At 57.1% G+C, this 14,336-nt stretch carries 11 protein-coding genes; 8 read left to right on the top strand and 3 right to left on the bottom strand.

Translation table 11 applies throughout. The annotated features are described in order from the left end of the window. Positions 1-59: 59 nt before the first annotated feature. Both NOR51B_RS02000 and NOR51B_RS01995 read left to right on the top strand, forming a co-directional pair. Positions 60-2,093 (top strand): M3 family metallopeptidase, encoded by a 2,034-nt coding sequence (locus NOR51B_RS02000; protein ID WP_009020563.1) that lies wholly within the window; start codon positions 60-62, stop codon positions 2,091-2,093. Between the two features lie 134 nt (positions 2,094-2,227). Further along, on the top strand, positions 2,228-2,761 hold the full coding sequence (locus tag NOR51B_RS01995; RefSeq protein ID WP_081443871.1) for a VOC family protein: 534 nt from the start codon (positions 2,228-2,230) through the stop codon (positions 2,759-2,761). A gap of 22 nt (positions 2,762-2,783) precedes the next feature. Here the strand turns inward: NOR51B_RS01995 and NOR51B_RS01990 are convergent, their stop codons facing one another. After that, complete coding sequence (locus NOR51B_RS01990) at positions 2,784-4,067, bottom strand: acetyl-CoA hydrolase/transferase family protein (protein ID WP_009020334.1); 1,284 nt, start codon at positions 4,065-4,067, stop codon at positions 2,784-2,786. Positions 4,068-4,261: 194 nt separating this feature from the next. Here NOR51B_RS01990 and NOR51B_RS01985 point away from each other — a divergent pair, with 194 nt between their 5' ends. Continuing rightward, positions 4,262-4,714, top strand: coding sequence for a hypothetical protein (locus tag NOR51B_RS01985; protein WP_040481583.1), 453 nt, complete (start codon positions 4,262-4,264; stop codon positions 4,712-4,714). Between the two features lie 21 nt (positions 4,715-4,735). Then, positions 4,736-6,622 carry a flavin monoamine oxidase family protein gene (locus NOR51B_RS01980; RefSeq protein WP_009018858.1) on the top strand — a complete coding sequence of 629 codons (1,887 nt, stop codon included), beginning with the start codon at positions 4,736-4,738 and terminating at the stop codon, positions 6,620-6,622. A 55-nt stretch (positions 6,623-6,677) separates the two neighbouring features. Here NOR51B_RS01980 and NOR51B_RS01975 read toward each other — a convergent pair whose 3' ends face one another. Together NOR51B_RS01975 and NOR51B_RS01970 are read right to left on the bottom strand one after the other, a co-directional pair. Further along, the gene (locus NOR51B_RS01975) at positions 6,678-7,406 is read right to left on the bottom strand and encodes a DUF3313 family protein (protein ID WP_040481580.1); all 729 of its coding nucleotides are present in this window, start codon (positions 7,404-7,406) and stop codon (positions 6,678-6,680) included. Positions 7,407-7,608: 202 nt separating this feature from the next. Then, positions 7,609-8,682, bottom strand: a complete 1,074-nt coding sequence (locus tag NOR51B_RS01970) for a ligand-gated ion channel (protein ID WP_154647579.1) — start codon at positions 8,680-8,682, stop codon at positions 7,609-7,611. 390 nt (positions 8,683-9,072) lie between these two features. On the opposite strand from NOR51B_RS01970, the gene NOR51B_RS01965 reads away from it, so the two are divergent. The 4 genes from NOR51B_RS01965 to NOR51B_RS01950 all read left to right on the top strand — a co-directional run bounded on the left by NOR51B_RS01965 (position 9,073) and on the right by NOR51B_RS01950 (position 14,243). Next, a complete protein-coding gene (locus tag NOR51B_RS01965; protein ID WP_009021437.1) occupies positions 9,073-10,638 on the top strand; it encodes an arylsulfatase in 1,566 nt (521 codons plus the stop codon). Positions 10,639-10,668: 30 nt separating this feature from the next. Continuing rightward, complete coding sequence (locus NOR51B_RS01960) at positions 10,669-12,393, top strand: alkaline phosphatase family protein (protein WP_009019259.1); 1,725 nt, start codon at positions 10,669-10,671, stop codon at positions 12,391-12,393. A 50-nt stretch (positions 12,394-12,443) separates the two neighbouring features. Continuing rightward, complete coding sequence (locus NOR51B_RS01955) at positions 12,444-13,565, top strand: DUF481 domain-containing protein (protein WP_230198381.1); 1,122 nt, start codon at positions 12,444-12,446, stop codon at positions 13,563-13,565. Positions 13,566-13,655: 90 nt separating this feature from the next. Next, positions 13,656-14,243, top strand: a complete 588-nt coding sequence (locus NOR51B_RS01950; protein ID WP_009021559.1) for a hypothetical protein — start codon at positions 13,656-13,658, stop codon at positions 14,241-14,243. Positions 14,244-14,336: the final 93 nt, after the last annotated feature.

Here is a 14,336-nt window from a genome sequence, read left to right as displayed (position 1 = left end):
GGTCGATACACTTAGCGCGCACTCTTTCCCTCACAAATCAATCAAGCCTGGAGCCCTGCGTGAAAAACCCGCTATTGGAAACCACTGCTCTTCCCGCGTTTACCCAGATTCTTCCTGAACACGTTGAACCGGCCATCGATCAACTCCTGGCGCACAATCGGGCAGAACGTGATCGGTTACTGGCCCAAGTGGGGCCCGCGACTTGGGAGGCGATAGTTGAGCCCCTTGCGGTCATGGAAAATCAGTTGAGTCGTGCCTGGGGTGTGGTGTCGCACCTGAATTCAGTCATGAACAGCGATGAACTGCGCGTGGCGCATACCGCCTGTCTTGCCAAATTGTCCAATTACTACACGGAGATGGGTCAGAATCGCGAGCTTTTCGAAGCCTATAGCGCTGTTATGGAGAATGCGCAGGACTTGAGTCACGAGCAGCGCAAGGTGCTGGAAAATGCGCTGTTGGATTTTCGTTTATCGGGCGTGGATCTTGAAGGGCCGGCGAAGGAGGAATACCGGTCGCTCAGCGAAAAGTTATCTGGGCTCAGCAGCGCTTTCTCCAATAATGTACTCGATGCCAGCAACGCATGGACCAGGCTCATCATTGATCGAGAGGCACTAGCGGGGCTGCCTGAATCGGCGTTGGCCGTCGCGGCGCAAAGTGCTCGCCAGCGCGAGATGGAGGGTTATCTTCTGACACTCGATGCACCTTCCTTTCTACCCGTGATGACCTATGCGGAGGATGCCGCTTTGCGGGAGGAGGTTTATCAGGCCTTCAGTACCCGAGCCAGCGATCAGGGCCCGCAGGCGTCACAGTTCGATAACACGGATGCTCTGGGAGAAATTCTTGCCGCCCGTCATCGACAGGCAGATTTACTGGGCTTTGGCAACTACGCCGAATTGTCGCTGGCAAAAAAGATGGCGCGCTCAACCGGCGAGGTCATGGACTTTTTGCAGGCGCTGGTCGATCGGGTTCTGCCCCAGGCCAAACAGGAATTCGATGAGCTTTGCCGATTTACTGAGGAGCATTTCGGCGTCGTCGAGCTTCGGGCCTGGGACGTCGCCTTTTTCAGTGAGAAGTTGCGACAACACAAGCATCAGCTGACCGAGGAGGAAGTGAAGGTTTACTTTCCGGCCGATCGGGTGATCAGTGGCATGTTTGAAGTGGTGGGCCGTTTGTTCTCGGTACACTTTCACCCCGTCGAAAATGCGCAGACCTACCATCCCGATGTCCTGCTTTACGAGATTCGTGATCGCAATGGCGAGGTTCGCGCGCAATTTTATTTTGATCTTTATGCCCGCCAGAACAAGCGCGGTGGTGCCTGGATGGCACAGTGCCAGTCGCGGATGAAGATCGGTGGGGTCGACCAGATCCCGGTAGCCTACATGACCTGCAACTTCACACCCGGTGTCGACGGTGAGCCCTCGCTACTCACGCATCGTGAGGTGGAAACGCTTTTCCACGAGTTTGGGCATGGTTTGCACCATATGCTTACCCGGGTGGATCATCCTGATATAGCGGGTATCAGCGGCGTAGCCTGGGACGCGGTCGAACTACCCTCCCAGTTTATGGAAAATTACTGCTGGCAGCGGGAGGCTCTCGATTGCTTCGCTGCTCACCACGAAACCGGAGCGCCGCTGCCCGATCACCTTTACCAGCGTATGATCGATGCAAAGAATTTTCAGGCGGGCATGGCGATGGTGCGCCAGCTCGAGTTTTCGCTGTTCGATTTCAAATTGCATCTTGAGTTCGACCCCGAATCGGGAGCGAGTGTTTATGACACCCTCAATGAGGTTCGTGATCAGGTATCGGTGCTCAAGCCCCCCGAATGGAATCGATTTGCCCACGCCTTTACCCACGTATTTGGCGGTGGCTATGCGGCGGGGTATTACAGCTACAAATGGGCGGAGGTGCTGTCGGCGGATGCATTCTCATTATTTGAGGAGCGGGGCATCTTTGATCCCGAGACCGGGGCGGCGTTCCTGTCCAAAATTCTGGAGCGCGGTGGCGCCGATGACGCCATGAATCTGTTTGTTGACTTCCGAGGCCGGGAACCCGAGATTGGCGCTTTGCTGCGGCATTCCGGTATTGCGGCCTAACCGGAGTCGCGTCACCGTCGACCAGCATGCTGGCAACCATCAATAGCGCTCACGGCGATGGTAGTATTGCACTCGTATCCTGACGGAGGTGGTTTTGGCGTCCGTTGCGGCATCCAGACGAGGAGCGAAGCAGCATGGGGAGTTCTATGGGAAAGCCCACCGACCGTACCGTTTTCCAGAATGCCTGGGTGGTTGACGACCTCGAAGCCGCGTGTATGAAATGGGTCAACGAATTGGGCGTCGGCCCTTTTTTTATCACCGAATATAAAGAGGCCTTTACCGATGTGCGCTACCGCGGACAGCCCGCAGCGCTCAATATGAGGGTGGCCCTTGCGCAGGCCGGTCCCGTTCAGATCGAATTGATCCAGCCGCTGGTCGATCAATGTGCCTATCGCGATGGCGTTCCGGCAGGCACCGTGGGATTGCATCACCTGTGTGTTTGGAGCCACGATTTCGCCGCCGATACCGCCTGCTTTGAATCACTCGGCTACCCTACCGTCAACAGCGCCTGCCTCGGTGGTGTGTCATTTGCCTATTTCGATACGCGGCCCCTGATGGGATGCATGTTTGAAATCGTCGAAAAAAACGAGGGGGTTGTCGAGGTTTTTGCCGGAATCGCAGCCGCTGCAGAGGGCTGGGACGGCTCTGAGCCCCTGCGTACTTTTTAGTGCGTTTTCCTCTATGGCAGAATCAAGACAGATTCAGCTTAAGCAGGTCGCTTGCCTCGCGTGAGAGCGCTTCCCTGAAGTCAGGGTGCGCGATAGCGATCAGGTCAGCGGCCCGCTGCCCTAGGGAGCGACCACGCAACTCGGCCACGCCAAATTCAGTCACCACATAGTCGACCTGTGCGCGTGTGGTCACCACGCCAGCACCGGCTTCGAGTGTCGTCACCAGTCGCGACAGGGCACCCTCTCGTGCGGTTGCCGGCATTGCAATAATTGACTTGCCGTGCAGCGAGTAGGTGGCACCGAGTACAAAGTCCACCTGGCCGCCGACCCCCGAGTAAATCTGATGTCCAATCGAATCGGCGCAGACCTGCCCAGAAAGATCGATTTGCAGGGCGCTGTTGATCGACGTGACCCGTGCATTCTTTGCGATGACCGTTGGGTTATTGACGAACTCAATGTCGAGAAAGGCGACCTCGGGGTTGTCGTTGACGTGGTCGTACAGCGCGTCACTGCCCATGGTAAACCCGGTGACGCTGCGCCCCGGCGCCACTTTTTTCTGGGAGTTATTGATGACCCCAGAAGCAAGTAGCGGCAGTACACCGTCGGAAAACATCTCGGTATGCACGCCGAGGTTCTTATGGTTGGTCAAACAGTGCAGGGCGGCATCGGGAATCGCGCCAATACCCATCTGCAGGCAGGCACCATCGTCGACGAGGCTGGCGACATTGGCGCCAATCTTACCCTCAATCTCGGAGCCGGTGGGCGTCGCGGTATTGATCAAAGGCTCAACCTGTTCGTAGGCGCTATCGATATCGCGGACATTGATAAAACCGTCGCCATGGGTGCGTGGCATCAGCGGATTGATATGGGCAATGATGCGATCAGCGACGTCACAGGCGGCCTTGGTCGCCTCGACGGATATACCCAGTGAGCAATTGCCGTGACGGTCCGGTGGCGATACCTGAACCAGCACGGTGTCCACTCGCTGCTCGCCCTTGCGAAACAGTTTGGGTATTTCTGAGAGGAACATGGGCACGTAATCCGCACGTCCCTGGTTGATGAGCCGGCGTGTCTCCCGTCCCGCAAAAAAGCAGCGATGCCTTAGGTGCCCCTGCAGTGACTCCTCGGTCACCCGTTCGGCATGCTCGAGATGAAGCTGCATCAGGGTGATACCCCGATGATTCCGGGCGTGTTCGGCGAGGGCTTCGAGCAGTACCACCGGGGTGGCTGCCATGGAGTGACACCAGATGTACTCTCCGGACTGAATCGAACTTACCGCCTCGATTGCGCTCGCGTAGTGTTTCACGGGATCACCTGCTGCCTGAAAGTTGCGGCGAGTCTACCGCCGGGGGCCGTAAATCGCCAAATAACTCAATAGGTCGCTGCCCGTATGAAAGGGTCGATGTCCGCACGGTTAACCAATAGAGGTAGTATTTTTTTTGCGTGAGCCTGCTTAGGGTAGGCTATCAGCGATGACTGACAGCGAAAATGGAGAAAAATATGCGAGGTACAGTCCGGTTTTTATTGGCGGTTTTTTTCTTGGGTCTCCCGGGCGTAACGCTTGCTCAAGAGTTACCCGATGCGGAGCGCTGGTTTATCAACGATTACGCGCCGCTCTGGTCCGGCGATATGCCGGCCAACCTCGAAAAGCTCAAGCAGATTTATGCCGATGAGATCGTGTCACATCATGCCGATGGCGCGGTGACCCGAGACTCGCAGCAGTCCTGGCTCGTCGAGCCAATGCAGGGCTGGCTCGCTGAGGGTTGGCTGGGATCAACGCTGATCAGCGTCAATGTCCAACCCATCAATGCCACCACGGTGGCGTTTTCGGCGGAGTGGCGCGATGATTACGAGGGCGGTGGTACTGAGCGGGCGTGCGGCTGGTATTTGGCCGACGCCATGAACGGTGGCTGGATGATCACCGAATACGCTGACAGACCCTGCAGCCTGTAGGCCAATAAAGGAGATTTGATCTTGACCGGTAAAACCGATCGCGAACTGGGAATGGGGGCGAGTATTACTCGCCGGGATTTTATTCAGGACCTGACGGTGGGCGCTTTGGTCGCAGGCGCGGGGCTGGGTTCATCGAGCGCGTTGTCAGCAGACCCTGCATCTGCGTCGCCAACAACAGGTAGCGCGGCCTATCCGCCGGAGAAAAATGGTTTACGTGGTTCCCACCCCGGCGCTTTTGAGGCCGCGCACAAGCTCGCCCGTGAGGGAGGTCGCTTCCCCGCGCCGGTTGCGCTGGATGAAGCCTACGATCTGGTTGTGGTCGGTGGCGGCATTTCGGGTTTGGCAGCGGCCCGCTATTACCGGGACCGCTTCGGTGCGGACAGCAAGATCCTGATTTTAGAGAATCACGATGACTTTGGCGGTCATGCCCGGCGCAATGAATTTCATCACGACGGTGAGATGCGGCTGGCAATTGGAGGCACCCACAATCTTGAGTGGTGGGACTTCAGCGATACCGTCAATGAATATATGTCCTACCTTGGCGTTGATCCCCAGGCAATGCGCGCCAAGATGGATTGGGATTACGGGCGGGATGATGAGGGTCAAACATCCACGTGGTTCGATTCCGAGACCTACGGTACAAGCCGATTGGTGCACGACTGTGACCTCAATAAAGGCGGAGGCTTACCGCCGGAAACTGTCGATCAGTTTCCGTTATCTACCGAGGCTCGGGAAGAACTCAAGCGATTTTATGCGCTGCGCATCAATGTTGTGGCAGAGATGACCGATCGCGAGGCCTCGGCTTATCTCAGTTCGATGTCCTACCCCGAGTTCCTTGCCCGCCACGGCGGTCTCGGTGAAGAGGCGAGGCAGTTGTTCAACAAGTTGCAGCACGGTGGCTGGGGGGTGGAGATCAGTGCGCTGTCTGCCAGTGAGGCGCTGGATCTGGTATTACCCGGTGCTCACCTGATAGGGCGTGAACCCAAGACCAAACCCCGCAGCTACGCCGCCGCGTTGTGGCCCGATGGTAATTCAAGCTTTGCGCGCCTCCAGGTTGCCGATCTGATCCCCGCGGCGGCCCCCGGCGCAACGGCTCAAAACATCGCACTGACCCGTGTCGACTACGCGCAACTGGATGTTCCTGAGTCCAGTGTCCGTCTGCGCTTGAACTCCACCGTCATCCGCGCAAAAGAGGCGAGTGGTGGAGTGACGGTGTCCTATATCAATGACGATAAGGTCTATTCGGTGAAGGCGCGCCATACGGTGATGGCGTGTTATCACGTGATTATCCCGCACCTCTGCCCCGAACTGCCCGAGGCGCAGCGCGAGGCCATGAAGTATCAGGTCAAGCGTCCCTTGTTGCTCACCAATGTGCTTATCCGCGATGCGAGCGCATTGGATAAGCTTGATATCGATGCAGTTGCCTGTCCGGGCCGGCTGCATGCGCGGCTGTTTACCCTGCGCGGTATAAAAACCGGTGGTTATGAGACCGACGGCAGTGAGGGTGGACCGGTACCGCTGGTCTTTTGGGGGTCGGTATCACCGCCAGAGGGAATCACCGACGTCAAGGAGCAGCATCGTGCTTCACGAGCATTAATGCTCGCCATGACGTTTGAGGATTACGAGCGGGAAGTCCGAGCCGTGCTCGATGGTTTGCTGGGTCCCGCAGGTTTTGATGTCACAGAGGATATTCTTGCGATTACCGTCAATCGCTGGCCCCACGGTTACGCCTACGACTACCTCGACCTGTTCGATGATGATTTTGCCCCGGGCGAGGCTCCCCATGAAATTGCCAGAAAGCCCTTTGGCAACATCACCATGGCCAATGCTGATGCGGGGGCGGACGCCTACACCCACGTCGCTATCGATCAGGCGTATCGTGCGGTGCAGGAACTGCCGTCAGCCTAACCTGACTCAGGCACCATCGAGGAACTATCCCGATGGTGCCATTGAGGTCTGTCTCTCAGTCGGTTGCCCAGCCGTTGAAGTTGTCGAGTGACTCTCGCAGGCGGTTAGCCCAGCGTGTGACCAGTCGCCGAGCTTCGGCGGTATTTTGTACCGGGTTGGACTGCTGCATCGCCGTCCCCATTCCCATTCCCATTCCCATTCCCGCCGGCTCAGCGGCACGTCGATCCAGGATGCGGGCGAGAATGGCGTTGGTGGCCGCGTCGTGCAGTTCCACCATCAAGGTTGCCTCGCCAACCTGATGAAGATAGACATTTCCGCGGTTCGGCATGTCGGGTGGCGCGTAGGAAACGACGTCGAGAAGACTGACCTTGACCAGCAACACGTCGGGGCCTGGCTCTGTGGCGACTGTGTAACGCTCGCTTTGCGCCAGCGATTTGGTGAACTCTTCGACGACGATAGTCTGTAACTTTTCCTTGGCGCGATCGTCAATGGCGTAATGCCGCTGCGCGCTCATGCCAATCGACGATTTTCGCTTGGCGCCACCCGGGCGATACTCGATATCTACCCCTTCAAACATGATTTTTGAATAGCTTGAAAGATCGAGGTCGGGGCGAGCCCAGGCCTTATCCGCTCGGCCACCGGTAATCTCGGTCAGCCCGTCGAAGGTGATTTCGGCGTCCGGCGATGTATTCACGGTGGGGGTCGGTGTTGTGCAGCCGGCGACCAGGAGAGCCAGTGACACAGTCGCTGCGCCTGTCCAGGTTCGCCTTAAACTTGTTTTCATTGTTTTCTCCTGCGTTGTTATGGCGCCTGCGCGACCTAAAGTAGTTGGCTCTCTGCCTTGGTATCGCCAAGAAACAGGGGAGCTGATGGAGGCGAGGGAGTGTAGCAAAAAATCTCGATTTGTAGCCGTGTGGGTGGATTCGCCGCAATCAAAGTCCGGTGTCTTCGAGCGGGTGCTGTGCCGCCTGGCTTCAGCCCATAGGTCAGGCCAGAGTCAGTGCCGACGTGATGACATAGCAGGTGGGAAAGATATAGCGACTGGCTTTATCGAGGCGTCGAGCCAGTTTTTCGCGGCCATTGCTGGCCAGTTCGCCGCTGATCAGCGCCTCGATCAGTGCGAGAAAGACCAGCACCGATGAGGCAAAAACGTAGCGGTCCATCGCTGTGAAATAGCCCAGTCTCGGCAGCATGGCGTTCACTGAAAACTGGAAGGTTACCAGCGTCAGTATGGTTGTGGCCGCCAACCCCAATTGCGGCGCGAGGTCTTTGGGGTCCACCCAGAATACCGCCCACGACATCATAACGATGAGACACAACGGGATAATGAATTTAAAAATATAGTAATCGGGGACTCGTCCCCCCGGAATCGTCAGTTCGTATACGGGAACACTCCGTCCCAGACGGGGAACATCGACTATCGTGATCTGTGCGCTGGGCTCTCCAATCGTCCAGTCGGGTATGGTCAGTTTCGGCCCGCGCCCGGTCCAGGCGTCTGCGATTTCCAGCTCGATTTCCTTGATCCCGTAGTCGAAGCCGGCCAGGCGGAGCTTCCATTCGGCGGTATCGAACGGAAAATCAGCCATATGCCAGGGGATTAGTACGTCGCCGCTGAATCGTGTCAGTGAAGAGACGGTACCGCCTTCAGCGACGAGCAGCTTGCGCTTGTTGACCTTTTCCAGGCTGTTGGTATTCACCAGTGCCAGTTCGGGTGTCCAGACTTCTTCATTGCTGAATCGGCAGCCTGCCAGGGATTCGAGCCGTTTGTCTCGCCACTCGGTGGCGAGCAGCGCGTCTACGGCCAGGGTTTGATCAACATCGCTGATCGACACCATGTCGACAATCATTATTCCCACCTGCACGGTTGTGGGAGCCCCGAGATGATCCGGGCGGGTTGATGCGTTGTAGCTCTCCAGTGAACAACGCTCGTCGGGGGATGCCTGGGTCGGCATCGCAGCAAACACCAGAGAAAGCAGCAAAAGGGGACCGAGCACTGACGTGGCGCCGGGCACCCGGAGCAGGGTAGCCGCCAGATTCGACGGAATTTTGAGCCGTTGCAAAGCGTCGTCCTCGGGTGGCTGCACGGTTTGAAGCGCCGATGGTACCGCAGCTGCCGGGCGTGGTGTCTAATACCGTTCTGACGCCGACGCGCCGATAGGGGCCGATGCTCACTGGGTTAGATTGAATTTTTGGCGGAGCGCACGCGTTACTATTGGTTTTGGCGTGTGCTTCGGGCGGGCAAAGCGGTGTTTTTCCTGGAGTCGACGCCTGCGGAGGAATGGTGTGCCTGTGTGTATCGATAGGCGCTGTGGCATCCTGTCAGTCGATTGCGCTAGACTCCGAGCGGATACGGAGCGTCTGGTCTGACACACCGTATGAAATACCGAAGGTGGCGATGCATCCCTGATGCCCGGCTGCTGTGTTTAACCCTGCGTACGAGTGTAAAAACAATGAAAAAATCGAATTTAGAGGGTTGGCGGGTGGCTGCATTAGCCCCGCTAAAGATCATGGGTATGTTGGCACTGCTTCTTTCCAGTGCCGTGAGCGCCGAAGACAAACCCAATATCCTGGTGATTTGGGGTGACGATATCGGCTGGATGAACACCAGTGCCTACAACCGCGGCATGATGGGCTACCGAACACCCAATATTGACCGGATCGCCAACGAGGGTGCGCTGTTTACCGACTGGTACGGGCAACAAAGTTGCACCGCCGGCCGCGCCGCCTTTATCACCGGTCAGAGTCCCTTTCGCACCGGGCTGCTGAAGGTCGGCCTGCCGGGCGCCAAAGAGGGGTTGTCAGAGAAAGACCCCACCATTGCTGCACTGCTCAAAAATCATGGCTACATGACCGCACAGTACGGCAAGAATCACCTCGGTGACCTCGATACTCATTTGCCCACCAACCACGGTTTTGATGAGTTTTTTGGCAACCTGTATCACCTGAATGCGGAGGAGGAGCCCGAGAGCCCTGACTATCCCAAGAGCCCTGAGTTCCGTGAGAAATTTGGTCCGCGCGGGGTGATTAAATCCAGCGCTGATGGCCAGATTGAGGACACCGGTCCGCTGACCAAGAAGCGAATGGAAACCGTGGATGAGGAAGTCACCGCTGGCGCTATCGATTTCATGGAGCGAGCGGCGGCGGCTGAGAAACCCTTCTTTCTCTGGTGGAACTCCACCCGGATGCACGTCAACACCCATTTGAAACCCGAGTCAGACGGCGTTACGGGGCTGGGCATTTATGCCGATGGCATGGTTGAGCATGACGGTCACGTGGGCCAGATTCTCGACAAGCTCGAAGAGCTGGGTCTCGAAGACAACACCATTGTCATGTACTCCTCAGACAACGGCGCAGAAGTGTTCACCTGGCCCGACGGCGGCATGACACCGTTCCGTAATGAGAAGAACTCCAACTGGGAAGGCGGCTACCGCGTCCCCACGCTAATCAAGTGGCCTGGCGTTATTGACCCCGGCACGGTGTACAACGATGTGTTTTCCCATGAAGACATGTTGCCAACGATCATGGCGGCGGTGGGCGAGCCCGATATCAAGGAGAAGCTGTTGAAGGGACACACCTCGATGGGCCGCGACTACAAGGTCCATCTGGATGGCTATAACATGATGCCTTACTTCGCCGGTGAAGTTGAAGAAGCGCCGCGCAAGGAGTTCTTCTACTGGACCGATGACGGCCAGCTGGCGAATCTTCGTTACGGCCGCTGGAAGATGGTGTTTATGGAGCAGCGCGCGCACGGTTTCCATGTGTGGGAGGAGCCCTTTGTGACCCTCCGTCTGCCAAAGCTGTTTGACCTGCGTGGCGATCCGTTTGAACGCGCCGATCACGAAGCCTCCGGCTACGATATGTGGCGCTTTGAACGCGCGTACCTGGTTCTTCCCGCCGTCAGCTATGTCGCGGGGCATCTCGCCACCTACGAGGAATTTCCACCGCGACAGAAGCCGGGTAGTTTCAATCTCGAGCAGGTATTGAATAAACTGCAAAGCAACGTAACCACTAATTAGGGCCTGTGATTTATGGTTCCTGCTAGTGGTATGAAAATACTGCTCCGAAAAATCGTCGCGTCAGGTAAGCCTGTCGCGGCGTTTTTTTTGTGTCTGCCTTTGTTGGCTTTCGGAGAACCCCCACGGCTTGTTTTACAGATTACGGTTGACCAGCTCAGGGCTGACTTACCGAGTCGCTACTACACGCGCTTTGGGGAGGGGGGCTTTCGCTACCTCTACGAGAACGGCATCCGCTTTGTTGATGCCCAGCACGCCCATGCCAATACCGAAACCATCGTCGGTCACACCACGTTGGCGACCGGGGCCCACCCGGCCATGCATGGCATGATCGGTAATCTGTGGTTTGATCGCGAGACGGGGTTTACCACCTACAATGTGGAGGACGCCCGTTATCCCTTGCTAACCGCGGGCAGCGGCGTCGATAAGGATCAGGAGATCGACCCTACCCAGCGCGCGGCGCGAAGCGATGGCCGCTCGCCGGCGGCGATTGAAGTCACCACTTTCGCCGATGAGCTGCGAGCGAGTAATGGCGGTCAATCCAGGGCAGTCGGGGTTTCGGTTAAGGATCGCGGTGCCATTTCAATGGCGGGGCACTCGGGCACAGCGTACTGGTTTTCGAAAGCCAGTGGAGAATTCGTCACCAGTCGTTACTACATGGATGAGTATCCTGCGTGGGTAACGCGCTTCAACGCGGGCAAGCCCGCATCGGATTACGCGGGTACCGCGTGGACCCTGCTTGAGCCCAAGGAGGATTATCTGTTCGCGGATTCCGATGACCGAGCCTGGGAGACCGATGTCGGCGGCTTTGGTCGGGTGTTCCCGCATCAGTATGGCAATGGATCCAGCCCGTATTTTACGACCTGGCTAACCCTGAGCCCGGCGGGAGATCGCCTGGTTTTGGACTTCGCGAAACAGGCGCTGGTTGAGGAGGCGCTGGGTACCGACGCCACTACCGATTACCTGAGCGTCAGTTTTTCATCGACCGATTACGTCGGACACGTTTTTGGCCCCTCGAGTCTCGAGGCCGAGGACAATATTCTGAATCTGGATCGTCGCCTCGCGGAATTGTTCGCTTTCGTGGACGAGACGGTGGGCCTTGAGCACACCCTGATTGTTCTTTCCGCGGATCACGGTGGGCCCGACGCCCCCGGGTATCTGAAGGCCATGAGTATTCCGGCGGATTACGTCGACCCGGACCGCTGGGACAGCCAAGAGGCTATCAGCCGCATCAAGGCGCGTTTTGGTATCGAGGGGAAGCTCATCGAAACTTACGAGCACCCCTATATTTACTTCACCACAGCAGTAAAGCAGGACCCGACTATCGATCTCGCGCAATTGGAGTCAGCGGTCGTTCAGGAGGTGTCAGCATTTTCGGGAGTTGCGCTCGCGGTATCGAGCAGCCATCTGCGTACCGGGGACGTTCCGGATACGCCGATTCATCGGGCAATGTTGCGCAACTTTCATCCGCGCCGCTCGGGTGATGTGTTTGTGGTCTTCAGGCCCAATCATTTCATCAACGATTTCGACGGGTTGACCGTGGCATCAACCCACGGCTCCCCGTGGCCCTACGACACGTCGGTGCCGTTGGTTTTTGCGGGCCACCAGATCGAGCCGTGCACCGTGGAGCAGCGGGTTTGGACCGTCGACGTCGCCCCCATGCTGGCAAACTATCTGGATATCAAAAAGCCATCGGGGGCTATCGATGCGGCGCTTTCACTCGCGATCCCCGAATGCGTTCGTGCAAACCTGAAATGACTATAAATTAAGCGTCTTCACGGGCGTGTGTCTGGGCAGATTTTTGCTTTATGACCCGCGTTAATTGGGGGCGCTCCCGCGATTTGGGCCCGGTATCTATGACCTGTTTCTTTGCTTTTCTCTGTGATCTTTGCCGGCATCGGAACCGGCTTTCACTTGTACTACTGGGGTGCTTTTCGCTGCTATGCAGCCAATGGAGCTTTGCTCACGGAAAGACCGATGTCGTCACACTCTACAACGGCGACCGCTTAACCGGTGAGATTCAGTCATTACTCGGCGGCCGGTTGAGTTTGAGTACCGATGCTATGGGCTCGGTGGCCATCGAATGGCAAGAGGTGGCCAGCGTAAATTCGGATTTTAACTTCGATATTCGCCTTATCGATGGCGATCGAATATTTGGCAATATCAAGCCCGGCTCTAAAGCAGGCACCATTGCGTTCACCCAAATCGACGGGCAACGGGAGCTCAGCTGGAACGAAGTTATTGAACTGCGCCCCGTCGAGGATGACTTGACGGACCGTATCGATATTTACATGAGCGCAAACTATGCCTTTACCAAGGCCAGCGGCGTTAGCCAGACCGAATTCCATGTCGATCTGGACTACGAGGATGAGGATTCGCTGAATAGTCTGAATACCCGCGCCACCGTCTCGGATACCGATGAAGAGAAAACCACCAGCTCGCGTGCCTCCCTTTCGCGTCGGGTATGGACCGACAGGGCGTCGATTTACCGCCAGGTGTTTGGCGGCTATGAGAGCAATGACGAACTTGGCCTTGACTACCGGGTCTCGCTGGGTGGCGGTGTGGGACGTTATTTTATCGATACGAATCAGTCCAACCTGGTGGCCAGCGTCTCTTTGCAGGTACTGGAAGAGCGCAGCGAGTTGGGTGATAAGCAGGAGAGCGCGGAGGGAGTGATTACCCTCTCCTATGACCGCTGGCGCTTCGATACTCCCGAACTTAATTTGCATTTTGATACCTCGGTCTATCCGTCGCTGACCGAAAGCGGTCGTGTGCGAGCAGACAGCGCTGCCAGGATACGCTGGGAAATTATCAATGACCTGTTTTGGGACTTGAGCGCCTGGGGCAGTTACGACAGTTCAGCCATCGATCAGGCCGCCGGGCAATTTGACTGGGGCATGACCACCGGACTGGGCTGGAAGTTCAAGTAATTGGGCAGTTTGTTATACGCGTAACGCCCGCTAAGCTAGCAGCCGCTAGAGCGTGCTGGGCATCGAGAGATATTATTCAGAGGAAAAGCCATGAAGTTGAAGTTAATACGTTTGTCGCCTGTTTTGTTGCTGTTGTTGGCAGTAGGTGTGAATGCCCAGCGTGCTGGGCAGTCGATGAGTATCCAGCATGGGGTGGTTACCGCCAGCAGGATGGTTGATCTCAATTCGGGTGCGGTCCCCAAGGGTGCGCTGGTCGGTGGTTCGCTCGGCCTTATCTCGGCCAAGGGTAAAAAGTCGAGTAAGAAAACGCGAAATGCACTGGTCGGTGCGATTGCGGGTGGTGCGGTTGCCAAGGGTGCCCAGGGTGATACCCGGGGAATGATGTATGAGGTCAAACTCGGTGGTGCCGCAGGAGCTGTTCAGGTAGTGACCGATCAGCGGGAGATTCGTATTGGCGACTGCGTCGCCGTGGAGCGTGCGGGGGATACCGCCAATGTCCGTCGCGTAAGCAGTGCGTATTGTGAACAAGCGAATGAAGCGGCAGTAGCCGCTGTTGCTGATGAGAGCGCCGAGGAAGCCGATGAGTGTTATCTGGCAAAAACAGCGGTCGTCGAGGCAGCAACGATTGAAGAGGCCGAGCTTGCCGCCATGAAAATGAAGCTCTTGTGTGATGACTAGCTGGGCGTTAGCCAACGCCTATGGGTCATCGGCCCGGCTTAATGCGGTACGTGTTGTCGCCCGGGGCGATGAGCGCCGTAGTGCTGCCATGCC

This window comes from Luminiphilus syltensis NOR5-1B, from assembly GCF_000158175.1.
Lineage (GTDB): Bacteria > Pseudomonadota > Gammaproteobacteria > Pseudomonadales > Halieaceae > Luminiphilus > Luminiphilus syltensis.
The sequence above is the reverse complement of the archived record's forward strand: the minus strand, read 5'-3'. Positions and strand labels throughout refer to the sequence as shown.